A 23,730-nucleotide genomic window follows, 5' to 3' on the forward strand; every position below is an offset into this window, starting at 1 on the left:
TACACCTACTTTGAGCCGGTTCACACTTTTCAATGAAAATTGCTAATCATTTTCACGATGAGCTAAGTAGACTGGCCGCCATTAATATCGAGGCACTTGTACTACATGGCTGAATTCGAAACCACTTTTGCAGATCTGGGCCTGAAGGCTCCTATCCTTGAAGCCCTTAACGATCTGGGTTACGAAAAACCATCTCCGATCCAGGCTGAGTGTATCCCACACCTGCTTTCTGGTCGTGACGTGCTGGGCATGGCCCAGACTGGTAGCGGTAAAACTGCAGCATTCTCGCTGCCGCTGCTGAACAACATTGATCCGGACCTGCGTGCACCGCAGATCCTCGTCCTGGCTCCAACCCGTGAACTGGCTGTTCAGGTTGCAGAAGCCATGACGGAATTCTCTAAACATATGCGCGGCGTAAACGTGGTAGCCCTGTACGGCGGCCAGCGTTATGACGTGCAGTTACGCGCCCTGCGCCAGGGCCCACAGATTGTTGTCGGTACGCCGGGCCGTCTGCTGGATCACCTGAAGCGCGGTACTCTGGACCTCTCTAAACTGAGCGGCCTGGTACTGGATGAAGCAGATGAAATGCTGCGTATGGGCTTCATCGAAGACGTCGAAACCATCATGGCGCAGATCCCGGACGGTCATCAGACCGCGCTGTTCTCTGCCACCATGCCAGAAGCGATTCGTCGTATCACTAAGCGCTTCATGAAAGATCCTCAGGAAGTGCGTATTCAGTCCAGCGTAACCACTCGCCCGGACATCAGCCAGAGCTACTGGTCTGTGTACGGCATGCGCAAAAACGAAGCGCTGGTACGTTTCCTGGAAGCGGAAGATTTTGATGCGGCGATTATCTTCGTGCGTACCAAAAACGCGACTCTGGAAGTGGCTGAAGCCCTGGAGCGTAGCGGCTACAACAGCGCAGCGCTGAACGGCGACATGAACCAGGCCCTGCGTGAGCAGACTCTGGAGCGTCTGAAAGACGGTCGTCTGGATATCCTGATTGCAACCGACGTGGCAGCACGTGGTCTGGACGTTGAGCGTATTAGCCTGGTTGTAAACTACGACATCCCGATGGATTCCGAGTCTTACGTTCACCGTATCGGCCGTACCGGTCGTGCGGGTCGTGCTGGCCGCGCGCTGCTGTTCGTTGAGAACCGCGAGCGTCGTCTGCTGCGTAACATTGAACGCACCATGAAGCTGACCATTCCAGAAGCTGACCTGCCAAACGCAGATCTGCTGGGCAAACGCCGTCTGGAAAAATTCGCCGCGAAAGTACAGCAGCAGCTGGAAAGCAGCGATCTGGACCAGTACCGTGCGCTGCTGTCGCAGATTCAGCCTGTTGCTGAAGGCGAAGAGCTGGACATGGAAACCCTGGCTGCAGCACTGCTGAAAATGGCTCAGGGCGAACGTAGCCTGATCGTGCCACCAGATGCGCCGATGCGTCCAAAGCGTGAATTCCGTGACCGTGACGATCGCTTCGAACGTCGTGGCGACCGCAATGACCGCAATGACCGTGGCCCACGTGGTGACCGTCCAGAGCGTGGTGGTGAAGATCGTCCACGTCGTGAACGTCGCGACGCGGGTGATATGGAACTGTACCGCATTGAAGTGGGCCGTGATGATGGCGTTGAAGTTCGTCACATCGTTGGCGCGATCGCTAACGAAGGCGACATCAGCAGCCGTTACATTGGTAACATCAAGCTGTTCGCATCCCACTCTACCATCGAGCTGCCAAAAGGCATGCCGGGCGAAGTGCTGCAGCACTTTACGCGTACCCGCATCCTGAACAAGCCGATGAACATGCAGCTGATGGGCGATGCACAGCCACGCCCTGACCGCGGTGGTGAGCGTCGTGGCGGTGGTCGCAGCTTCGGTGGCGAACGTCGTGAAGGCGGCCGCAGCGAAGGTCGCGGTGAACCACGTCGTTTCTCCGGCGAGCGTCGCGAAAATCGCGGCCCACGTCGTGACGAAGGCACCAGCCGTCGCCGTGACGCGTAAGCCTTACGCAACTGACGTAAAGTAAAATATACAGCCCCGATAAACGCTATCGGGGCTTTTTTTATTCCTTTTGTACTCTTGTACTGGTACAGTGCGTCACATTAAAATGCAGAACCGCATGATTGACTGGAGAAAAGGCTGTATGGCGACACTAACCACCACCCAAACGTCACCTTCGCTGCTTGGCGGCGTGGTGATCATCGGCGGAACCATCATTGGTGCCGGGATGTTTTCCCTGCCAGTGGTCATGTCCGGTGCGTGGTTCTTCTGGTCGCTGGCGGCGCTGGTCTTTACCTGGTTCTGCATGCTCCATTCCGGGCTGATGATCCTTGAAGCAAACCTGAACTACCGCATTGGCTCCAGCTTCGACACCATCACCAAAGATCTGCTGGGCAAAGGCTGGAACCTGGTGAACGGCCTGTCCATCGCGTTTGTGCTCTATATCCTGACCTACGCGTATATTTCGGCGAGCGGCTCGATTCTGCATCACACCTTCTCGGAGATGTCGCTGAACGTTCCGGCGCGTCTGGCAGGGTTATGTTTTGCGCTGGCTGTGGCGTTTATCGTCTGGATGAGTACCAAAGCGGTGAGCCGCATGACGGCGATCGTATTAGGCGCGAAGGTCATCACTTTCTTCCTGACCTTCGGCAGCCTGCTGGGGCACGTGACGCCCGCCACGCTGTCTAACGTCGCCGAAGTGAACACCTCCTACACGCCGTACCTGCTGATGACGCTGCCGTTCTGTCTGGCGTCGTTTGGCTACCACGGTAACGTGCCGAGCCTGATGAAGTACTACGGCAAAGATCCCCGCACCATTGTGAAGTGTCTGGTCTACGGCACGCTGCTGGCGCTGGGTCTGTATGTGATTTGGCTGCTGGGGACGATGGGCAACATCCCGCGTCCGGAATTTATCGGCATTGCCCAGAAGGGGGGTAACATCGACGTGCTGGTGCAGGCGCTGAGCGGCGTGCTGAACAGCCGCAGTCTGGATCTGCTGCTGGTTATCTTCTCTAACTTTGCGGTGGCGAGCTCTTTCCTGGGCGTGACGCTGGGCCTGTTTGACTATCTGGCGGATCTGTTCGGCTTTGATGATTCTGCGATGGGGCGTTTAAAAACCGCGCTGCTGACCTTCCTGCCGCCGATTGTGGGCGGTCTGCTGTGGCCGAACGGCTTCCTGTACGCCATCGGCTATGCAGGGCTGGCGGCAACTATCTGGGCAGCAATTGTGCCGGCGCTGCTGGCGCGCAAATCACGTAAACGCTTCGGTAGCCCGAAATTCCGCGTCTGGGGCGGCAAGCCGATGATTGTGCTGATTCTGGTATTCGGCGTTGGTAACGCACTGGTACACGTGCTGTCGAGTTTTAATCTGTTGCCTGTGTATCAGTAAGACGAGGGGTTGAACCCCTCACGCCGGCCCTCTCCCATAGGGAGAGGGAGAAAAGCAAAAAACTACCCCACCAATTCCTCTTTCACCTGCATCGCCAGTTCAAACGAATGCAAACGCGCCTGGTGATCGAAAATCTGGCCGTTAACCATAATCTCATCCGCCTGCGTTTCGCGCAGCACTGCGTCCAGCCCGTGGCGCACTTTCGATTTATCGCCTACCAGCGACATGCTCAGTGCCTGCTGCACGCCATACTGCTCGGAGGCGGACCACAGCTGATGCATATTCTCCACCGGTGGCGGAAGCTGGCCCGTCTCACCGCGGCGCAGCTTCACAAACGCCTGCTGCATTGAGGTAAACAGGAATTCCGCGTCGCGATTGCTGTCGGCGGCAATGATGTTAATGCACACCATCGCGTACGGCTTCTCCAGACGCTCGGACGGTTTAAAGTTCGTGCGGTAAAGATGCAGCGCCTGATGCAGCATATCCGGCGCGAAGTGCGAGGCGAAGGCAAACGGCAGCCCCAGCTGTGCGGCGAGCTGTGCGCTGTAGAGGCTTGAGCCTAACAGCCACACCGGGATCTTCTCACCGTAGCCCGGTACCGGGCGCACGTGCGGGTTCGGATCGCGCGCGTCGAACCAGTCCACCAGCTCGGCCACGTCGCGCGGGAAGTTGTCGATATCGCCGCTCATATGGCGGCGCAGGGCGCGCATCGTTGGCTGGTCGCTGCCGGGTGCACGACCAAGACCCAAATCAATACGCCCAGGATAGAGGGTATTCAGGGTGCCAAACTGCTCGGCAATCACCAGCGGGGCGTGGTTTGGCAGCATTACGCCGCCGGAGCCCAGGTGCAGGGTGGTGGTATTTGCAGCCAGATAGCCAATCAGTACCGATGTCGCGGCGCTGGCGATGCCCACCATGTTGTGATGTTCGGCCAGCCAGTAGCGGTGATAGCCACGCTTTTCGGCCAGCTGAGCGAGATCGAGAGAGTGCGAAAAGGCTTCTCTTGCCGAGGAGCCTTGTGGGATCGGCGCCAGATCCAGCACCGAAAACGGAATGGTTTTGTCAGTCATAACAGCTCACTTTGTCGACGGTCAATCTTTAATACTGCATTAAATAATGATAACCGTTGTTAACAAAGTGAGCCTTTTTTACGCCTGCAGCTCCAGCCCGGCGAGCCGTCTCCAGTAGCCGTTGCAGTCGCTGTTTGCCGTCAGCGGCAGCGGCGCGGCGCCGTCTTCATTGGCGCGGAAGGCGTCCAGCATCGCGAACACGCCGGTATCCAGCGGCGACAGACGAACCATATCCACCAGCCCGTCCATCGACGCCAGCTCGTTGCCGAGGTTATAGACATAGCCGCTCATGGTCTGAATACCGTTGAGGACAAACACCTGCTGATTCTCCTGCGACAGCATGCTGCGTCCGTTCGGGTACTTGATGCAGCAGGTTTCGCATTCGTCTTTCGGGCGGTCTTCCGAGCGCGCGGTGAAGCAGCGGGCGGAGTAGGCCAGCGGCAGATGGCCGTAGCTCAGCACTTCCACTTCAAACTGATTGCGAATGCCCAGCTCGTCGCACTGGTTAAGCAGGTTTGCCAGCCAGTCGCGCGAGAGTTCCACCGGCATGCACCAGCGCGTCATTCCCTGTTTGAGCAGCAGGCGCAGGGTGACGGCGTTGTAGCAGTTGAGGGCATGACCCGCGACGAACGGCAGCCTGCGTTCAGCGCACATGTTCACCACGCCCAGATCGCTCGCTTCCAGCAGGAACTCGCCGTTTTCGACGTAGCGCTTCAGCTCGCCCAGTTCGGACGACGCCTGCACCAGCGCGAGCGTGGAGAGCACCACCTGCTTGCCGCTGCCGGCAAGGCTCTTTGCCATATCCAGCCAGTCACCCACTTTGGTGGCGCGGCGCTTGCTGCACACCGCTTCGCCGAGGTAAATCACGTCGGCGCTGCTGGTGGCGGCCTGTTGGTAAAAATCTTCCAGCGTCTCTTTTGGCCAGTAGTAGAGCACCGGTCCTAATGAATATTTCATGATTTTCTCACTGCCATTTACGGTGATACGCGCCAAGCGTGGTTTGCGTGCCTTCGGACATCGAACCAAGCGTTTCCATCCAGGCCTGCTGTGGAGCGTAGTTCTGCGGGTCCGCCATGCAGCGGTCGATGGCCTGACGCCACACTTTCGCCACCTGGCTCACGTAGGCCGGGCTGCGCTGACGACCTTCGATTTTCACCGAGGCAATATTGGCCGCCAGCAGTTCCGGCAGCAGCTCCAGCGTGTTGAGGCTGGTCGGCTCCTCCAGCGCGTGATAGCGCTCGCCGTCGACCAGATAGCGGCCTTTACACAGGGTTGGATAACCGGCGTTTTCACCGTCCTGGTAGCGGTCAATCAGCACCTCATTCAGGCGAGATTCCAGCCCCTGAGGGGTCTGCTGCCAGCGAACAAAGCGGGCAGGAGAGCAGGCCCCGACGGTATTCGGCGATTCACCGGTTAAATAAGAGGAAAGATAGCAGCGGCCTTCGGCCATGATGCACAGGCTGCCAAAGGCAAAAACTTCCAGCGGTACTGGCGTGACGCGCGCGAGTTGCTTAACCTGATGAATAGAGAGCACGCGCGGCAGCACCACGCGGGCCACGTCAAAGTGTTGATGGTAAAAACGCACCGCCTCTTCGTTGGTGGCAGATGCCTGAACAGAGACGTGGCGCTCAATATGGGGATAGCGTTCTGCCGCATACTCAAGCATGGCGAGGTCGGCCAGGATCAGCGCATCGGCACCCAGCTGTGCCGCCATATCCACCGCGCGCTGCCAGCGGGCGTAGCCGTCAGGATGAGCAAAGGTATTGATGGCGATATGCAGCTTGCGGCGGTGCTGGTGAACGAAGTTAACGGCTTCCTGAAGCTTTTTCTCCGTAAAGTTAAGGCCAGCAAAATGGCGGGCGTTGGTGTCATCTTTCAGCCCGATATAGACCGCATCGGCCCCATTTTCGATGGCCGCCTTAAGCGCCGGAAGATTTCCGGCAGGGCAGAGCAGCTCCATAATTTATCCTGATGTAGTCGATCGCAAAATTGTTAACGAGCTGGGATTTTAATTAACCCATACGCGACAATTTTTGATTTAAGGCAGCTAATGGCGTATTGATGACACCAATAATGAGGTACGGCTGACGACGGTTTGTTGATTTACGCCGCTATGTTGCGCTTCGGATATGGCAAAATAGCAGGACTATAGATATCAGGGAGTAAAGCTCGTGCTGGATAAACTGCGTTCACGTCTCGTACAATTTGGTCCATCAATGCTGAGCGTGCCGGTCAAGCTGGCACCGTTCGCGCTTAAACGCCAGGTGCTGGAGCAGGTCCTGAGCTGGCAGTTCCGCCAGGCGCTGCAGGACGGCGAGCTGGAGTTCCTGGAAGGCCGCTGGTTAAGCATTGAGGTGCGTGACATCGGGCTGCGCTGGTTTACCTCCGTTGAGAATGACCAGCTGATCGTACGCGAATCCGCCGAGGCGGATGTGAGCTTTAGCGCCAACGCCAGCGATCTGCTGATGATCGCCGCGCGCAAGCAGGATCCGGATACGCTCTTCTTCCAGCGCCGTCTGGTAATTGAAGGCGACACGGAGCTGGGCCTGTACGTGAAGAATTTAATGGATGCCATTGAGCTGGAGCAGATGCCGAAAGCGCTGCGCGTGATGTTAATGCAAATGGCAGATTTCGTTGAGGCCGGGCTGAAAACCCCGCCGGACGGTAAACACACTTCAGTAGGTGAGCCATGCTGATTCGAGTCGAAATTGGGATTGATGCGCCGGGGATCGATGCGTTGTTACGCCGCGCCTTTGCGAGCGATGCCGAAGCCCAACTGGTCCACGACCTTCGCGAAGACGGCCTGATTACGCTGGGGCTGGTTGCCACCGATGACGAAGGTCAGGTGGTGGGCTATGTTGCCTTCAGTCCGGTCATCGTTCAGGGCGAAGAGCTGCAGTGGGTAGGCATGGCGCCGCTGGCGGTAGATGAAAGCTATCGCGGGCAGGGGCTGGCACGCCAGCTGGTCTATGAAGGGCTGGATTCGCTCAATGAGTTCGGTTACGCGGCCGTTGTCACGCTGGGCGATCCTGCGTTCTATGGCCGTTTAGGCTTTGAGCAGGCCGCGCATTACGATCTGCGCTGCCGCTGGCCGGGTACGGAATCCGCTTTCCAGGTCCATCGCCTGGCGGACGATGCGCTCAACGGCGTCAATGGCCTGGTCGAGTATCACGACCATTTCAATCGCTTTTAATCAGGCTCTCGCGCAGCGCCTCAAAGGAGCCGTCTCCGGTCACGAGGCGCTCTTTCTGGCGCTTCGTCAGCTGCTTGATGCGGTATTCCAGCCTGAGCGCCAGCGAACGGTCGCCGACCGCCGCTGAGAAGGCGAGCTGTAATTCCCCTTTCCCCCGCAGCGCCTTTGCCCCTTTTCCCGTTTGATGTTGTAAAAAACGCCGCGCCACATCGGTGGTGATCCCGGTGTAGAGAGCGTTATCAGCGGTTCGGACAAGATAGAGAAACCAGCACACGGTAAACGGATTCAGTATGTTAAGGTGAACGCACCATAGCATGAGAGAGAACGAAAATGGAAACACTGGCCGCCATTAACCGCTGGCTGGCGAAGCAGCATGTTGTCACCTGGTGCGTCTGTGACGAGGGTGAGATGTGGTGCGCAAATGCGTTTTACTACTATGACCCTGCGCGCGTGGCTTTTTATGTCATGAGTGAAGACAAAACGCGTCATGCGCAGATGACCGGCCAGCAGGCAAAGGTGGCGGGGACGGTAAACGGCCAGCCGAAAACGGTCGCGCTGATCCGCGGCGTGCAGTTTAAAGGGGAGATCCGTCGTCTGGAGGGTGAAGAGAGCGACGCGCGCCGTAAGCTCTACACGCGCCGCTTTCCCGTTGCCGCTGCGCTAAAAGCCCCGGTGTGGGAAATCCGCCTCGATGAGCTGAAATTTACCGACAACACCCTGGGCTTTGGCAAGAAGCTGCACTGGTTACGCGCCGAGGAGGCGTAGCGCTTCGCGGTTAAACGCCGGGAGATCGTCCGGGGTTCGGCTGGTGATCAGCTGGTCTTTGTCGTTGACCACCTCCTGATCGTAAAACTCGGCCCCCGCGTTTTTCAGATCGATAACGATCGGTTTCACGGCGGTAAGCTTTCGCCCGCGGACTACTTCTGCGCTGATGAGCAGCTGCGGGCCGTGGCAAATGGCAAAGACCGGTTTGCCGGTCGAGACAAAGTCTCGGGTGAAGGTCACGAAGCGCTCGTCCCCGCGCAGGGAATCCGGGGAATGGCCGCCGGGTAACAGCAGAGCGTCGAAATCTGAGGGGCTAACGTTATCAATGCTCTCATCGATGGTCACGGTCGCCTCGCCCTTATGGCCTGTCACCGTTTTACCCGCCTCTTTCTCAATGGTGATGACCTCATGTCCCGCCTTGCGGAACGCCTCTGCTGGAGAGGTGAATTCTGAATCTTCAAACTCGTCGGTAATCAAGACTGCGATTTTCTTGCCCATGCTTCCTCCGTTGTTTTGGCTTCAGACTGATTTTTCTCCGCTTGTGGTAAATACTTACCTGTAACAGACTTCTAAGTGTGGTCGACGACGCTGAGTTCGCAAACGGACAATTCTGTAAAGGGGAAAAGATGAGTCAGGTATTGATTACGGGTGCTACCGGGTTAGTGGGCGATCATCTGCTGCGGCTGCTGATTCAGGATCGCCGCGTGAACTATATCGCCGCCCCGACGCGTCGACCGCTGGCGGACTTATCCGGCGTCTTTAATCCGCACGATCCTCAGCTGACCGACGCGCTGGCGCAGGTGCAGGATCCCATTGATATCGCCTTTTGCTGTCTGGGCACCACGCGGCGGGAGGCGGGCAGCAAAGAGGCCTTTATCCACGCCGACTATACGCTGGTGGTGGATACCGCACTCACGGCGAAAAAGCTGGGCGCCAAACATTTTCTGGTGGTCAGCGCCCTGGGCGCCAGTGCCGGATCGCCTTTCTTCTACAACAAGGTGAAGGGCAAGATGGAGGATGCGCTGATAGCGCAGAAATGGGAACAGCTGACGATAGTGCGCCCTTCGATGCTGATCGGCCACCGGGACGAACGCCGGTTTAACGAGTCGATATTTGCCCCGCTGTTTCGCATTCTTCCCGGCAACTGGAAATCCATCGAGGCGCGGGACGTCGCACGCGCGATGTTAAAAGAGGGGCTGGCCCCGTCGAAAGCGGGTGTTAACATTATCCCTTCGGCAAAACTGCGTGAAATCGCGCAGGGCGAGGCGTAAACTCCCCCGGCGAATAACCTAATACTCTCCGGGGAATGCTATGACTGGTCAGTCTTCATCTCAGGCGGCAACACCTGTCCAATGGTGGAAGCCCGCACTCTTCTTTCTCGTGGTCATTGTTGGCCTCTGGTACGTGAAATGGCAGCCGTACTACGGCAAAGCCTTCACCGCCGCCGAAACGCACAGCATCGGTAAATCTATTCTCGCTCAGGCTGATTCCAGCCCGCTGCAGGCGGCGTGGGACTATGCCATGGTCTACTTCCTTGCCGTCTGGAAGGCCGCCGTTTTAGGCGTCATTCTGGGCTCGCTGATTCAGGTGCTTATCCCCCGTAACTGGCTGGTGAAAACCCTTGGGCAGCCGCGCTTTCAGGGCACGCTGCTGGGGACGATTTTCTCCCTGCCGGGGATGATGTGTTCCTGCTGCGCCGCGCCCGTGACTGCAGGGATGCGCCGTCAGCGCGTGTCGATGGGCGGCGCGCTGGCGTTCTGGATGGGGAACCCGCTGCTCAACCCGGCAACGCTGGTGTTTATGGGCTTTGTGCTGGGCTGGCATTTCGCGTTCATCCGCCTGGTTGCCGGGCTGCTGACCGTGCTGGTGGTGGCGACGCTGGTGCAAAAACTGGTGAAGGATACTGCCGCAGAACCCGCAGCCGTTGAGCTGGACGTCAGCGAGCCGCAGGGGGGCTTCTTTGCGCGCTGGGGCAGGGCGCTATGGCAGCTTTTCTGGAGCACCATCCCGGTCTATATCCTGGCGGTACTGGTGCTGGGAGCGGCGCGCGTCTGGCTCTTTCCGCATGCGGATGGCGCTATCGACAACACGCTGATGTGGGTCATTGCGATGGCCGTTGCAGGCTGCCTGTTTGTGATCCCAACGGCGGCGGAAATCCCGATTGTTCAGACCATGATGCTGGCCGGTATGGGCACCGCGCCGGCGCTGGCGCTGCTGATTACGCTGCCGGCGATCAGCCTGCCGTCGCTTATCATGCTGCGTAAGTCGTTCCCAGCGAAAGCGCTGTGGCTGACCGCAGGGCTGGTGGCGTTGAGCGGGGTGATGGTGGGCAGTATTGCGTTGATGTAAAAAAAGCCCGGTGGCGCTGGCGCTTACCGGGCCTACAAAAAAATCCCCTCAAGCGAGGGGATTTTTTTTATTTGATGTAAGTAAACGCGGTGGTGACGTGCTTCACGCCGCTCACCCGGCTGGCGATATCCGCCGCCGCTTTCCCTTCACGGTCGGTCACCAGACCCAGCAGGAACACTTCGCCGTTTTCAGTCGTCACTTTCACGTTGGAAGATTTCACCTGGTCCGAGCCCAGCAGCTGGGAACGCACTTTGGTGGTGATCCAGGTATCGGAAGAGGCGTCACCCAGGCCAATTGGCTTGCCCTGGCGCACTTCGTTAAACACCTCTGTGGTCCCTTCGACGCCCATCGCAATCTGTTTCGCACGCGAGGCGAGCTCCAGATTCGGCGCCTGGCCTGCCAGCAGCACTTTGCCCTGATAAGCCGTCACGTTGATACGCGCTTCTTTCTTGATTTGTTCGTCTTTCGACAGCGCACTGTTGACGCGCAGCTCCAGCGTACCGTCATCCACCTGTGTCCCCACGGTGCGTGGATCGGTTGCCGCTTTGGTGCCTACCGCGGCGGTACCCACAACGGCCGCAGCGATACATCCCTGAAGCAGTAATGCAGACATAAGGACTGCGAGGGTCGATAAAGCCTTCATAAGAACTCCTTAATCATCCTGGTGAGGGAAAAGCGTGTTATCGATCAAATCACATAAGCAGTTCACCGTGAGCATATGCATCTCCTGAATACGCGCGCTTCGGTGAGAAGGAATGCGGATTTCCACATCCTGCGGCCCAAGCAGACCCGCCAGCTCACCCCCGTCATAGCCGGTTAAGGCCACGATGGTCATGTCGCGGGTGACGGCGGCTTCAACGGCTTTGACAATGTCCCGGCTATTGCCGCGCGTGGAGATGGCCAGCAGCACATCTCCCGCATGACCCAGGGCTCGCACCTGCTTTGCGTAAATTTCGTCATGCAGACGATCGTTAGCAATCGCCGTTAAGACCACATTATCGGTATTAAGTGCAATGGCGGGTAAACTCGGGCGTTCTGTTTCAAAGCGATTGATCATGCTGGCAGCAAAATGCTGTGCGTTGGCGGCTGACGTGCCGTTGCCACAACAGAGGATTTTGTTGCCATTAAGCAGGGATTGCACCAGCGTCATTGCGGCACGCGAGATAGCATCCGGAAGGGCTTCCGCCGCGGCAATCTGAGTCTGGATGCTTTCTGTGAAGCACACTTTAATTCTTTCGAGCACGTTATCCCTTTTAAATCTTAATTATGCGTCTTCGCCAAAAGCGTTTTTAAGCCATTCGATCTCATTTCCGGTGAAGGCTATCACATCGAACCGGCAATCCACAGTATCAAAGCTCCCATTATGGCGGGCAAGCCACAAGTGGGCAGTCTGTAATAATTTATGTTGTTTGGCGAGCGTCACGCTGGCGGCAGCACCGCCAAAACGGGAGGACTGTCGAAAACGGACTTCTACAAACACGATGACCTGACCCTCTTTCATGATCAGATCAATTTCGCCGCCGCGCCCGCGGACGTTAGCGGCGATAAAGCGCAGTCCTTTGCCTTCAAGCCAGCGACGCGCCTTTAACTCCCACGCATCGCCGGTCTCTTTACGGCTTAACTGGCCGGGACGATTTGCCCCTGCTGGTATTTGAGCCATGATAACTTCCTGTTGATCACGCAGTCCTGAGTCGCGGTCAGATCGCCGGTGTTGCCGTTAAGCTCAAAGCCCGGCACCTGACGCATCTGGGTAAAGTGGTTCGCCAGCGCCCATGCATCGACACCCATTGCATACAGACGCGCCAGCGAATAATCGTTACGTACTGTACTCAGCGCCTGCTGCATCAGCGCCGGGTTGCTGCCTGCCAGCATCGGAATTTCGCTGTACTGCAGACCGTCCATTTCCAGACGGAAATCCGGGCCTGCGGTGCCCTGCGCGCTGCGTGAGCTGGCGTAAAGCGTTGCGCCGCTCTGGCTGCCGTTACGCATCGCGATCATCGGTTTGATAAAGGCGATCTCCTGCGGCGTGGCAACGATATAGGCCGCATCCACTTTACCGCCACCGCTAATCTGCGCGTCGGTAGGCGGGGCAGGGATCGTCAGGCCGCCAATCGTCACGCCCTGCTGCTGCGGCAGGCTCGCGGTGACAGGGCTGCCGTTGAGCGCGATACCCGCTCCACCGTTTACGCCCGCGCGCAGTTCAGAGACGGAACCGAATTTCTGCTGCAGCACCACGCCGCCGCCCAGCTTCTGCCACTCATCGGCAAAGGCGTTGGCCACGCGATCGCCCAGCGCGCTGCGTGGGATGAGCAGCAGCGGAGCCTGTTTACCCTGCTCGTGAATATGGCGCGCCGCATCGCGGGCTTCATCTTCAGGGGAAAGCGCGAAGTAGCAAATATTGGCCCGGTTCTGAACCTGCTCAGGCTGGTTGAGCGCCAGCACGTTCAGCGTGGTATTGCTCTTCATCAGCTCTTCCACGTTGTTTTTCAGCAGCGGACCGACAACGATGCTGGCCCCGTCCTGCTGAACCTGCGCCAGAACCTGGTCAAGCGGCTGCGAGCTGGTGTCGTAAATTTTTACCTCAGCGCCCGGGTTGGCGCTGGTGGTTGCCACGGCCTGCGGCTGAGCGGCAGGCTGGGCTGCGGGTTGCGCAGGCTGCTGTTGAGGCTGTTCTGCTGTCGCTTCAGGTGCTGGTGCCACTTGCGTTTCGGCCGGAGCCTGAGTCGCTGGTGCTGTAGTAGCCGGAGTTGCTGTAGCCGGAGGCGTCGTCGGGGCCGTCACCGGGTTTTGCATCGTACCCTGCGCCGGCGCTTGCGCCGTGGTCAGATCGCTGGTCTCCGCTGCGGACGGGCTGACCACATCATTCACGTTAGCCGACTGGGCCGCCTGCGCGGGAACCGCGCTGCCGGTTACCGAAGTGGTACCGTTTTTCGCGGCTTCAAAGCCCTGCTGAATGGTACGGCCAAACACCGCCGCCTGGCCGTTGAGCGGCAGAAGCAGGGCGATTTTGCTGGTGGACGCTGGCTTAAAGTTCTGCACGTTTACCAGCTGGGTTGGCAGCATTTTCGCCCCCGGGTTTTGCGGGTAGCGCGTCTGCCAGTCCGTAATACCGGCCTTCAGCATCTTTGGATCGCTGCGGTTGTTAAACCACATCTGCTGCAGATCCAGCCAGCCCTGAAGGACGTTTTCATCGGCGTTGATGACCAGAGCCTGCGCCTGTTCCTGAGTCATCGAGGCAAGCGCTTGCCAGGTGGCATCAATATTTTTTTGCTTATCGGCACCGCCGAGCAGCGGCTCTTGCGCGACGAGGGCGCGGAGCAGCGTGAGGGAAGGGCGCCCCTGCTCAGCGGTAATGCCCGCCTGCCAGAAGCGAGCCTGCTGATTTTTATCCAGCGCGCTCACGTCAATGTCACCGAGGATCTTCTTCGCGGCGGCGTAATCTTTCAGCGCGACCTTCAGCTCGGCAGAGAGCAGGCTCTGCTCACGACGCTGGGCGTCGTTAAGATCTTTTGGCAACTGGTTAAACAGTTCGGCTGCCTGCTGGGTTTTACCCTCTTTCAGCAGTGCACGAATGGCGAGTAATTGCCAGTTGGTCTTGGTATCATTTGAACTCTGCGACATTTGTTGCAGATAAAAGCCAGAATCAGCCTGAGCAGACCCCTGAAGATGGGCGGTGCTCTGGTCAGGTGCCTGGGTGCCACAGCCTGCAAAGATCAGGGCTGCCAGCAGAAGCGGCACGCTGCGCGTGGCTTTTTTTCGAAGAAACGTTAACGGTACCATACTGTATCCAGTGATTTTTTTATGCAATGCTCAATATTAAATCGGCAATACGGACGAAACAATGAAACAACACGAAACGGCAGATAATTCTCAAGGCCAGCTTTATATTGTACCTACTCCTATCGGGAATTTGTCTGATATTACCCAACGTGCGCTCACCGTACTGCAAGCTGTTGATTTAATTGCTGCTGAAGATACCCGCCACACCGGCCTGCTGCTGCAACATTTCGCGATTAACGCTCGTCTGTTTGCTCTGCACGATCACAATGAGCAACAAAAAGCCGAAACGCTGGTGGCGAAGCTGAAAGAGGGGCAGAACATTGCCCTGGTCTCCGACGCCGGTACGCCGCTGATCAACGATCCCGGCTATCACCTGGTGCGTACCTGTCGTGAAGCCGGTATTCGCGTTGTGCCGCTGCCGGGGCCGTGCGCTGCCATTGCTGCGCTGAGCGCCGCAGGTCTGCCGTCTGACCGTTTCTGCTATGAAGGCTTCCTGCCTGCCAAATCCAAAGGCCGTCGCGACGTGTTAAAAGATCTGGAAGCGGAACCGCGCACCCTGATTTTCTACGAATCCACGCACCGCCTGCTGGAGAGCCTGGAAGATATGGTGACCGTGTGGGGAGAAGCCCGCTACGTGGTGCTGGCGCGCGAGCTGACCAAAACCTGGGAAACCATTCACGGTGCGCCAGTGGGTGAACTGCTGGCGTGGGTGAAGGAAGACGAAAACCGCCGCAAGGGTGAAATGGTGCTGATCGTCGAAGGGCATAAGGCGCAGGAAGACGCGCTGCCAGCCGACGCGCTGCGCACGCTGGCGCTGCTGCAGGCGGAACTGCCGCTGAAGAAGGCCGCTGCGCTGGCGGCGGAAATTCACGGCGTGAAGAAAAATGCGCTGTATAAGCATGCGCTGGAGCAGCAGGGGGAGTAAGCCCCTGCCGCCTGTTTTACCGGGTGGCGGCTGCGCCTAACCCGGCCTGCAGATCGTTATGCGTCTTTCAGTTAACAGGTATCGCCTCAACCTGGAAGATTTGCAGCGTGTCCGGCGGGTTACCTAAATGCGGGATAGATGTGGTGCGAAAAATCACGTCACCGGTGCCGGGTTAAACACCGCCAGCTGATTATGTAATCCCCATTGATCCGAGAAGGTTTTCTTCCGCCCGCTGGCGACATCCAGAATGAAGTGGAACAGTTTCCAGCCCACGTCCTCAATGCTCTCTTCTCCGGTGGCGATGGTGCCCGCGTTGATGTCCATTAAGTCATACCAGCGGTTTGCCAGCTCGGTACGGGTCGCCATCTTGATCACCGGCACCGCCATCAGGCCGTACGGCGTGCCGCGCCCGGTGGTAAAGACCTGTACCGTAATGCCGGACGCCACCTGCTGCGTGCCGCAGACGAAATCGCTGGCCGGCGTTGCCGCGTAAATCAGGCCGCGCTTCGTCGGGCGCTGGCCCGGAGAAAGCACTTCCACAATCGCACTCTGTCCGGATTTGGCAATCGAACCAAGGGCTTTTTCCACCACGTTCGCGAGGCCGCCTTTTTTGTTCCCCGGAGACGGGTTGGCGCTGCGGTCGGTTTTGCCCATATCGAGATAGCTATCGTACCAGGCCATTTCCTCGAGCAGGCGCTTGCCGACCTCTTCATTAACGGCGCGCGGCGTGAGCAGATGGATGGCGTCACGCACTTCGGTTACCTCGGAAAACATCACCGTGGCGCCGCAGCGAACAAGCAGATCGGACGCATAGCCCACCGCCGGGTTGGCCGTCACGCCGGAGAAGGCATCGCTGCCGCCGCACTGGGTGCCCACCACCAAATCAGACGCGGGGCAGGTTTCGCGCTGGCGCTTGTTGAGCTTGTCCAGATGGCGTTCAGCCACCTGCAGGATATCGTCGACCATTGAGCGGAAACCCACGTGGCGTTCGTCCTGCAGACGCACGATGCTGGCCTCGTCTGCCGGAATGGCTTTGACATCTTCGGTGCCCTGCAGCAGGCGCTCTGGCTGCAATTTTTCACACCCCAGACCAATTACCATCACCTCGCCGCCAAAGTTCGGGTTGAGGGCAATATTGTGAATGGTGCGGATCGGCACTACCGCAGCGGGTGCGTTAATCGCCACGCCGCAGCCGTAGAGGTGGTTCAGGCCCACCACGCCGTCGACGTTCGGGTATTTCGGCAGCAGATCGCGTTCGATGATTTTCACCACGTAATCCACTACGCCCGCCACGCAGTGCACGCTGGTGGTAATGCCGAGCAGATTCTTGGTGCCGACGCTGCCGTCCGCGTTGCGGTAGCCTTCGAAGGTATAGCCCTCCAGCGGAGGAAGCGGTTCCGGCACGCGGGTCGCCAGCGGAAGCGTGTTCAGCGGCGGCGCTTCCGGCAGCGCCACCAGCGACTCCTCAACCCAGCTCCCCTGCGGTATAGAGCGAACGGCATAGCCGATGACTTCACCGTAACGTACGATTTCGCTGTTAGCAGGGATATCCACCAGGGCGACCTTATGTCCCTGCGGAATATGCTCAATCAGTTCCAGCCCGTCCGGGAAGCGGGTGCCTGCTTTTAAGCCATTGTCGTTGACAATTATCGCCACATTATCGGTGTCGTGGACTTTTATATAAAACGCCGTCGGCGATGCCTGTCGAATTTCAATGTCGGCCATTGTTCAGTATTCTCCAGCAAAGTGTCTGATAATAAATTCAGCCAATTTTCTAATGGTAGAAATAAATACGCGGCTTTCAGAAATAAAGCATGTCAGCATAGGGGATATGAAAATGTGATCGCGATCGCTCCAGAACCAGTAATGCCTGATTCTGTGCATTAGCGCCCAGCGCCTTGTGCATATGCAAAAAAATTTATCGAAGTGTAACGCAATACTTGAGCATTAAAACAATGTGCGGTCGTGGATTGCGTCTTATACTGAATGACGATTTTATAACGCCAAAATACGTCGGAATAATAAATATAATGCTGGTGCGGTGTCTGAATAAATAAAATGATGCTGATATAGGCTGCGAATTAAAAAGGTAAATATGATGAGTAACGATATCTTCCCGAATAAATTTAAAGCGGCCCTCGCGGCACACCAGATTCAGATTGGCTGCTGGTCCGCGCTGGCAAACCCAATCAGCACCGAAGTGCTGGGCCTGGCCGGGTTCGACTGGCTGGTGCTGGACGGCGAACATGCGCCGAACGATATCAGCACCTTTATTCCGCAGCTGATGGCGCTGAAAGGCAGCCTCAGCGCCCCGGTAGTGCGCGTGCCAACTAACGAGCCGGTAATTATCAAGCGCCTGCTGGATATCGGTTTCTACAACTTCCTGATCCCGTTTGTGGAGACGGAAGAACAAGCGGCCCTGGCCGTAGCCTCAACGCGCTATCCGCCTGAAGGGATCCGCGGCGTTTCCGTTTCGCATCGCGCCAATATGTTTGGCACCGTGCCGGACTACTTCGCGCAGTCCAATAACAACATCACTATTCTGGTTCAGATCGAGAGCCAGCAGGGCGTTGATAACGTTGACGCGATTGCAGCCACAAACGGCGTGGACGGTATCTTCGTCGGCCCAAGCGATCTGGCGGCCGCTTTTGGCCATCTGGGTAACGCCAGCCACCCTGAAGTGCAGCGCGCGATCCAGCACATCTTTGCCCGCGCTAAAGCTCACGGCAAACCGTGCGGCATTCTGGCGCCGGTTGAGGCTGACGCCCGTCGCTATCTGGAGTGGGGAGCCACGTTTGTTGCCGTCGGCAGCGACCTCGGCGTATTCCGCTCGGCCACGCAGAAATTAGCCGACGCTTTTAAAAAATAACCATCATTGAGGAAACAGATTATGACGCTGAAAGTGGGTTTTATTGGCCTGGGGATCATGGGTAAACCAATGAGTAAGAACCTCATCAAAGCGGGTTACTCACTGGTGGTATCCGATCACAATCCGCAGGCCGTGGCAGAGGTGATAGCGGCGGGCGCTGAAACGGCCACCACCGCGAAGGCCATTGCCGAGCAGTGCGATGTCATCATCACCATGCTGCCCAACTCCCCGCATGTTAAAGAGGTTGCGCTGGGTGAGAACGGCATTATCGACGGTGCGAAGCTGGGCCTGGTGCTGATTGATATGAGTTCTATTGCGCCGCTTGCAAGCCGTGAAATCAGCGAGGCGTTAAAAGCGAAGGGCGTCGATATGCTGGATGCGCCGGTCAGCGGCGGTGAGCCGAAAGCGATCGACGGCACGCTGTCGGTGATGGTCGGCGGAGATAAAGCCGTTTTCGATAGATACTACGACCTGATGAAAGCCATGGCGGGCTCCGTGGTGCATACCGGGGACATCGGGGCGGGTAACGTGACCAAGCTGGCAAACCAGGTGATTGTGGCGCTGAACATTGCCGCCATGTCCGAAGCGCTGACTCTGGCAACCAAAGCGGGCGTCAACCCGGATCTGGTCTACCAGGCCATTCGCGGCGGTCTAGCGGGCAGTACCGTGCTGGATGCCAAAGCGCCGATGATCATGGATCGTAATTTCAAACCCGGTTTCCGCATCGACCTGCACATTAAAGATCTGGCGAACGCGCTGGATACGTCACACGGCGTAGGCGCGCAGCTGCCGCTGACCGCGGCGGTCATGGAGATGATGCAGGCGCTGCGTGCCGATGGCCTGGGCACGGCCGATCACAGCGCGATTGCGTGCTACTACGAAAAACTGGCGAAGGTGGAAGTGGCGCGTTAATCACGCCTTGCCCACACCTGAGGGTGACAGCGGCGCGCAAACCCTCTATACTGCGCGCCGAAGCTGACCAGACAGTCGCCGCTTCGTCGTCGTCCCTTTCGGGGGAGACGGGCGGAGGGGAGGAAAGTCCGGGCTCCATAGGGCAGGGTGCCAGGTAACGCCTGGGGGGGAAACCCACGACCAGTGCAACAGAGAGCAAACCGCCGATGGCCCGCGCAAGCGGGATCAGGTAAGGGTGAAAGGGTGCGGTAAGAGCGCACCGCGCGGCTGGTAACAGTCCGTGGCACGGTAAACTCCACCCGGAGCAAGGCCAAATAGGGGTTCACATGGTACGGCCCGTACTGAACCCGGGTAGGCTGCTTGAGCCAGTGAGCGATTGCTGGCCTAGATGAATGACTGTCCACGACAGAACCCGGCTTATCGGTCAGCTTCAACTTCTTAAAAAACCCCGCTTCGGCGGGGTTTTTGCTTTCCGGGTGATGCTGGATGGGTAAGCGCAGCGCCGGACAAACGACATCAATTCTCATATTTGCGACATTAAGCACATTTCACTGTTTTTACCCCTTCCGTATCGCTCCTGCATCTGTAGACGATCGCCATCACAAAATTTCACGCTAAAAAACAGGTGATTTTCAGTATTGATAATTTGTTATGTTTGTTACCTATATGATCGAGAATCTTTTCTCGTTTGATATGCATATATTGAAATCAAATACATTTCTCCCGTGAATATGTGACGCATTCCACTCTTTTCCGCAAACCTGAAAATTCGCATCGGAAAAATTTAATAAATTGAAAGAATGTTTCAAGCAAATAGCGGTTATTTATTGGTCTTTAATTGCCTGAAAGATCGTCTTTATTGATTTTTTTAACGCTGAAAAATTTATCAAGGTTATCGCCATAAAATAAATTTATTACTACTGCTTTTATTGATCGATATCAGCGTAATGGTGTGGTTGTATTTATTTATCTTATTGATAATAAATGCATTTTTTGGTTTTCGTTGTTCCTGTGAAGCGTGCGAAAAAGCAAATTGTGAGTGACAGCACATACCCCCTTAAACACTATTAGGTAGAATCCGCTCCGTCATAGGGAAATAAGCGCAGAATATTATGAACACTATTATTCTACCGAAAACACAGCAACTCGTGGTATTTCAGGAAGTCATTAAAAGTGGCTCCATAGGTTCTGCAGCAAGACAGCTTGGCCTGACGCAACCCGCCGTCAGCAAAATCATCAGCGATATTGAGTCCTACTTCGGCGTGGAAGTGATGGTGCGTAAAAACACCGGCGTAAAACTCACTGCCGCGGGCCAGGTTCTGCTCTCGTACTCTGAGTCGATCACCCGCGAAATGAAAAACATGGTGAGTGAGATTAACAGCCTGAGCTTCAGTACCGTTATGGACGTCTCCTTTGGCTACCCGTCGCTGATCGGCTTTACCTTCCTGTCCGAGATGATCAAAAAATTCAAGGAAGTGTTCCCGAAAGCACGCGTCTCGATGTATGAAGCCCAGCTCTCCTCTTTCCTTCCGGCTATTCGCGACGGTCGTCTGGATTTCGCTATCGGCACGCTGAGTGATGAAATGCTGCTGCAGGATCTGCACGTCGAACCGCTGTTTGAGTCCGAGTTTGTGCTGGTCGCCAGCAAAACGCGAACGTGCACCGGCCCGACGACACTGGCATCGCTCACGCACGAGCAGTGGGTGATGCCGCAAACCGATATGGGCTACTACAAAGAACTTCTGACCACCCTGCAAGACAACCACATCAGCATCGAAAACATCGTCCAGACCGATTCTGTCGTCACCATTTATAACCTTGTCCTGAATGCCGATTATCTGACGGTCATTCCCCGCGACATGATTGCGCCGTTCGGTTCTGACCAGTTTATTGTGCTGCCCGTAGAAGATGAATTACCCGTGGCGCGTTATGCCGCCGTGTGGTCAAAAAATTACAGGATTAAAAAATCGGCGTCAGTATTAGTTGAGCTGGCAAAACAGTATTCGTCGATGAATATCGAAAGACGACGATGAATAATAAGTAATCATTTTAAAAACACCCAGAGCTTATCTCTGTAACGCTCTGATACCCTGACTTTGCCCGAAAAGAATGAATTATTATAACGAGGATATTATGCATATTACCTACGATCTCCCGGTAACGATTGAAGATATTCAGGACGCCAGAAAACGACTGGCAGGAAAAATATATAAAACAGGTATGCCGCGCTCGAATTATCTTAGCGAACGCTGCAAGGGCGAAATATTCCTGAAGTTTGAGAACATGCAGCGTACCGGCTCGTTTAAGATCCGCGGCGCGTTTAACAAGTTAAGCTCGCTGACCGACGCTGAAAAACGCAAAGGCGTTGTCGCCTGCTCCGCGGGAAACCACGCGCAGGGTGTGTCCCTCTCCTGCGCGATGCTTGGCATCGACGGCAAAGTGGTGATGCCGATGGGCGCGCCGAAGTCTAAGGTGGCCGCGACGCGCGACTACTCCGCCGAAGTGGTGCTGCACGGCGAGAACTTCAACGACACCATTGCCAAAGTCAGCGAAATCGTCGAGATGGAAGGGCGCATTTTTATTCCGCCGTACGATGACGCCAAAGTGATCGCCGGGCAGGGCACCATCGGTCTGGAAATTCTCGAAGATTTATACGATGTGGATAACGTTATTGTGCCTATCGGCGGCGGCGGTTTAATTGCCGGGATTGCGACGGCAATTAAATCCATTAACCCCACCATTAATATCATCGGCGTGCAGTCAGAAAATGTTCACGGCATGGCGGCATCGTATCAGGCTGGGGAAATAATCAGCCATCGCGTTAGTGGCACGCTGGCCGACGGCTGTGACGTTTCTCGCCCCGGTAATTTACCGTTCGAAATTGTTCGCGAGCTGGTTGATGACATTGTGCTGGTCAGCGAAGACAACATTCGCGACAGCATGATCGCGCTTATTCAGCGAAATAAAGTGGTGACGGAAGGTGCCGGCGCGCTGGCCTGTGCCGCGTTATTAAGCGGCAAGCTTGACCACTATATTCAGGGTCGAAAAACCGTCTGCATTATTTCCGGCGGCAATATCGATCTCTCCCGTGTTTCCCAAATTACCGGCTTCGTTGACGCATAAAGGTGACCTATGAGCAACACAGAAAGCATTATCGTTGGCCAGACAAAAACGTCCTCCTGGCGCAAGTCTGATACCACATGGACGCTCGGCCTGTTTGGTACCGCCATTGGCGCAGGCGTGCTGTTCTTCCCCATTCGCGCAGGCTTTGGTGGATTGATCCCTATCCTGCTGATGCTGGTTCTCGCGTTCCCGATTGCGTTTTACTGCCACCGCGCGCTGGCGCGTTTGTGCCTCTCCGGGAGCAACGTTTCCGGCAACATCACCGAAACGGTGGAAGAGCACTTTGGTAAAACCGGTGGGGTGGTGATCACTTTCCTCTACTTCTTCGCCATTTGCCCGCTGCTGTGGATTTACGGCGTCACCATTACCAACACCTTTATGACCTTCTGGGAAAACCAGCTCCAGCTGCCTGCGCTGAACCGCGGCGTGGTGGCGCTGTTCCTGCTGCTGCTGATGGCCTTTGTTATCTGGTTTGGTAAAGACCTGATGGTGAAAGTCATGAGCTTCCTGGTGTTCCCGTTTATCGCCAGCCTGGTGCTGATTTCCCTGTCGCTGATCCCTTACTGGAACTCGGCGGTGATTGACCAGGTCAACCTGAGCGATATCGCCTTCACCGGTCATGACGGCATTCTGGTTACGGTGTGGCTGGGTATCTCCATCATGGTCTTCTCCTTCAACTTCTCGCCTATCGTCTCCTCGTTTGTGGTCTCCAAGCGCGAAGAGTACGAACCGGAGTTCGGTAAAGAATTCACCGAGCAGAAATCTTCCAAAATCATCGGTCGCGCCAGCATGCTGATGGTGGCCGTGGTGATGTTCTTCGCCTTTAGCTGCCTGTTTACGCTCTCTCCGCAGAACATGGCGGACGCCAAGGCGCAGAACATTCCGGTGCTCTCCTACCTGGCGAACCACTTTGCGTCAATGTCAGGAACCAAATCGACGTTCGCAACGGTACTGGAATACGGTGCCTCCATCATCGCGCTGGTGGCTATCTTCAAATCCTTCTTCGGTCATTACCTGGGCACGCTGGAAGGGCTGAACGGCCTGATCCTCAAGTTTGGCTACAAGGGCGATAAGAAGAAAGTCTCCGTTGGCAAGCTGAACACCATCAGCATGGTGTTCATCATGGGCTCCACCTGGGTTGTGGCCTACGCCAACCCGAACATTCTGGACCTTATTGAAGCCATGGGGGCGCCAATCATTGCCTCTCTGCTGTGCCTGCTGCCGATGTATGCCATCCGCAAAGCACCGGCGCTGGCGAAGTACAAAGGGCGTACCGAGAACATCTTCGTTACCGCGGTCGGCCTGCTGACCATTCTGAATATCGTTTACAAACTGTTCTAACCCATTGCTCAGGAA

At 56.5% G+C, this 23,730-nt stretch carries 24 protein-coding genes and 1 other RNA gene; 15 read left to right on the forward strand and 10 right to left on the reverse strand.

Features of this window, described 5'->3' with window-relative positions; translation table 11 throughout:
* The first annotated feature begins 32 nt into the window (after window positions 1–32).
* The 3 genes from yrbN (at window position 33) to mtr (ending at window position 3,388) form a co-directional block, all read left to right on the forward strand.
* Window positions 33–113 carry a protein YrbN gene (gene yrbN, locus FOY96_RS02340; protein ID WP_097397692.1) on the forward strand — a complete coding sequence of 27 codons (81 nt, stop codon included), beginning with the start codon at window positions 33–35 and terminating at the stop codon, window positions 111–113.
* A complete protein-coding gene (locus FOY96_RS02345) occupies window positions 106–2,001 on the forward strand; it encodes a DEAD/DEAH family ATP-dependent RNA helicase (RefSeq protein WP_029739632.1) in 1,896 nt (631 codons plus the stop codon). Before yrbN ends, FOY96_RS02345 begins: the two co-directional genes overlap by 8 nt.
* A gap of 142 nt (window positions 2,002–2,143) precedes the next feature.
* Window positions 2,144–3,388, forward strand: a complete 1,245-nt coding sequence (gene mtr / locus FOY96_RS02350; RefSeq protein WP_143346436.1) for a tryptophan permease — start codon at window positions 2,144–2,146, stop codon at window positions 3,386–3,388.
* A gap of 62 nt (window positions 3,389–3,450) precedes the next feature.
* On the opposite strand, the gene FOY96_RS02355 is transcribed toward mtr, so the two are convergent.
* The 3 genes from FOY96_RS02355 to ubiU all read right to left on the reverse strand — a co-directional run bounded on the left by FOY96_RS02355 (window position 3,451) and on the right by ubiU (window position 6,418).
* Entirely contained in the window at window positions 3,451–4,458 is a 1,008-nt protein-coding gene (locus tag FOY96_RS02355; protein ID WP_047060267.1) for a luciferase-like monooxygenase, read from the reverse strand.
* A gap of 78 nt (window positions 4,459–4,536) precedes the next feature.
* A complete protein-coding gene (locus FOY96_RS02360) occupies window positions 4,537–5,415 on the reverse strand; it encodes a U32 family peptidase (protein ID WP_087823234.1) in 879 nt (292 codons plus the stop codon).
* Window positions 5,416–5,422: 7 nt separating this feature from the next.
* Window positions 5,423–6,418, reverse strand: a complete 996-nt coding sequence (gene ubiU / locus FOY96_RS02365; protein ID WP_023309326.1) for a ubiquinone anaerobic biosynthesis protein UbiU — start codon at window positions 6,416–6,418, stop codon at window positions 5,423–5,425.
* A gap of 211 nt (window positions 6,419–6,629) precedes the next feature.
* Here ubiU and ubiT point away from each other — a divergent pair, with 211 nt between their 5' ends.
* Both ubiT and FOY96_RS02375 read left to right on the forward strand, forming a co-directional pair.
* Complete coding sequence (gene ubiT / locus FOY96_RS02370; protein WP_023333580.1) at window positions 6,630–7,154, forward strand: ubiquinone anaerobic biosynthesis accessory factor UbiT; 525 nt, start codon at window positions 6,630–6,632, stop codon at window positions 7,152–7,154.
* Window positions 7,148–7,651, forward strand: a complete 504-nt coding sequence (locus FOY96_RS02375; protein ID WP_023309324.1) for a GNAT family N-acetyltransferase — start codon at window positions 7,148–7,150, stop codon at window positions 7,649–7,651. The genes ubiT and FOY96_RS02375 overlap by 7 nt, the downstream gene beginning before the upstream one ends.
* Here FOY96_RS02375 and FOY96_RS02380 read toward each other — a convergent pair.
* On the reverse strand, window positions 7,638–7,967 hold the full coding sequence (locus FOY96_RS02380; protein WP_023309323.1) for a GIY-YIG nuclease family protein: 330 nt from the start codon (window positions 7,965–7,967) through the stop codon (window positions 7,638–7,640). The two genes, FOY96_RS02375 and FOY96_RS02380, sit on opposite strands and share 14 nt — an antisense overlap.
* 14 nt (window positions 7,968–7,981) lie before the next feature.
* Between FOY96_RS02380 and FOY96_RS02385 the strand changes: the two genes are divergently transcribed.
* Entirely contained in the window at window positions 7,982–8,416 is a 435-nt protein-coding gene (locus FOY96_RS02385; protein ID WP_143346437.1) for a YhbP family protein, read from the forward strand.
* Here the strand turns inward: FOY96_RS02385 and FOY96_RS02390 are convergent.
* The gene (locus tag FOY96_RS02390) at window positions 8,396–8,914 is read right to left on the reverse strand and encodes a type 1 glutamine amidotransferase domain-containing protein (RefSeq protein ID WP_048981198.1); all 519 of its coding nucleotides are present in this window, start codon (window positions 8,912–8,914) and stop codon (window positions 8,396–8,398) included. The two genes, FOY96_RS02385 and FOY96_RS02390, sit on opposite strands and share 21 nt — an antisense overlap.
* A gap of 128 nt (window positions 8,915–9,042) precedes the next feature.
* Between FOY96_RS02390 and FOY96_RS02395 the strand changes: the two genes are divergently transcribed.
* Window positions 9,043–9,687, forward strand: coding sequence for an NAD(P)H-binding protein (locus tag FOY96_RS02395; protein WP_033146736.1), 645 nt, complete (start codon window positions 9,043–9,045; stop codon window positions 9,685–9,687).
* Window positions 9,688–9,727: 40 nt separating this feature from the next.
* Window positions 9,728–10,765 (forward strand): permease, encoded by a 1,038-nt coding sequence (locus FOY96_RS02400; protein WP_143346438.1) that lies wholly within the window; start codon window positions 9,728–9,730, stop codon window positions 10,763–10,765.
* Between the two features lie 67 nt (window positions 10,766–10,832).
* On the opposite strand, the gene dolP is transcribed toward FOY96_RS02400, so the two are convergent.
* Genes dolP through FOY96_RS02420 form a run of 4 tightly spaced genes read right to left on the reverse strand, consistent with a single transcriptional unit; the run spans window position 10,833 to window position 14,545 of the window.
* Window positions 10,833–11,408, reverse strand: a complete 576-nt coding sequence (gene dolP, locus FOY96_RS02405; RefSeq protein WP_029739641.1) for a division/outer membrane stress-associated lipid-binding lipoprotein — start codon at window positions 11,406–11,408, stop codon at window positions 10,833–10,835.
* Between the two features lie 9 nt (window positions 11,409–11,417).
* A complete protein-coding gene (gene diaA / locus FOY96_RS02410; RefSeq protein ID WP_003861754.1) occupies window positions 11,418–12,008 on the reverse strand; it encodes a DnaA initiator-associating protein DiaA in 591 nt (196 codons plus the stop codon).
* 21 nt (window positions 12,009–12,029) lie between these two features.
* A complete protein-coding gene (locus FOY96_RS02415) occupies window positions 12,030–12,425 on the reverse strand; it encodes a YraN family protein (RefSeq protein WP_025756731.1) in 396 nt (131 codons plus the stop codon).
* On the reverse strand, window positions 12,383–14,545 hold the full coding sequence (locus FOY96_RS02420) for a penicillin-binding protein activator (RefSeq protein ID WP_143346439.1): 2,163 nt from the start codon (window positions 14,543–14,545) through the stop codon (window positions 12,383–12,385). The genes FOY96_RS02415 and FOY96_RS02420 overlap by 43 nt, the downstream gene beginning before the upstream one ends.
* Before the next feature lie 61 nt (window positions 14,546–14,606).
* Here FOY96_RS02420 and rsmI point away from each other — a divergent pair, with 61 nt between their 5' ends.
* Window positions 14,607–15,470 (forward strand): 16S rRNA (cytidine(1402)-2'-O)-methyltransferase, encoded by an 864-nt coding sequence (gene rsmI, locus FOY96_RS02430; RefSeq protein WP_023309315.1) that lies wholly within the window; start codon window positions 14,607–14,609, stop codon window positions 15,468–15,470.
* Window positions 15,471–15,623: 153 nt separating this feature from the next.
* Here rsmI and garD read toward each other — a convergent pair whose 3' ends face one another.
* Entirely contained in the window at window positions 15,624–17,195 is a 1,572-nt protein-coding gene (garD, locus tag FOY96_RS02435; protein WP_045888054.1) for a galactarate dehydratase, read from the reverse strand.
* A 373-nt stretch (window positions 17,196–17,568) separates the two neighbouring features.
* Between garD and garL the strand changes: the two genes are divergently transcribed.
* From garL to tdcC, 6 genes are all read left to right on the forward strand, one after another.
* The gene (gene garL / locus FOY96_RS02440; protein WP_143347747.1) at window positions 17,569–18,339 is read left to right on the forward strand and encodes a 2-dehydro-3-deoxyglucarate aldolase; all 771 of its coding nucleotides are present in this window, start codon (window positions 17,569–17,571) and stop codon (window positions 18,337–18,339) included.
* A 21-nt stretch (window positions 18,340–18,360) separates the two neighbouring features.
* The gene (garR, locus tag FOY96_RS02445; RefSeq protein WP_094934459.1) at window positions 18,361–19,251 is read left to right on the forward strand and encodes a 2-hydroxy-3-oxopropionate reductase; all 891 of its coding nucleotides are present in this window, start codon (window positions 18,361–18,363) and stop codon (window positions 19,249–19,251) included.
* Window positions 19,252–19,310: 59 nt separating this feature from the next.
* Window positions 19,311–19,687: RNase P RNA component class A (gene rnpB / locus FOY96_RS02450), an RNA gene on the forward strand.
* Between the two features lie 676 nt (window positions 19,688–20,363).
* Complete coding sequence (tdcA, locus tag FOY96_RS02455) at window positions 20,364–21,284, forward strand: transcriptional regulator TdcA (RefSeq protein WP_143346440.1); 921 nt, start codon at window positions 20,364–20,366, stop codon at window positions 21,282–21,284.
* A gap of 100 nt (window positions 21,285–21,384) precedes the next feature.
* Entirely contained in the window at window positions 21,385–22,374 is a 990-nt protein-coding gene (gene tdcB / locus FOY96_RS02460) for a bifunctional threonine ammonia-lyase/L-serine ammonia-lyase TdcB (protein WP_033147079.1), read from the forward strand.
* A 9-nt stretch (window positions 22,375–22,383) separates the two neighbouring features.
* Window positions 22,384–23,715, forward strand: a complete 1,332-nt coding sequence (gene tdcC / locus FOY96_RS02465; RefSeq protein WP_094934458.1) for a threonine/serine transporter TdcC — start codon at window positions 22,384–22,386, stop codon at window positions 23,713–23,715.
* Window positions 23,716–23,730 lie beyond the last annotated feature (15 nt).

The sequence above is a fragment of the Enterobacter asburiae genome (assembly GCF_007035645.1).
GTDB lineage: Bacteria > Pseudomonadota > Gammaproteobacteria > Enterobacterales > Enterobacteriaceae > Enterobacter > Enterobacter asburiae_B.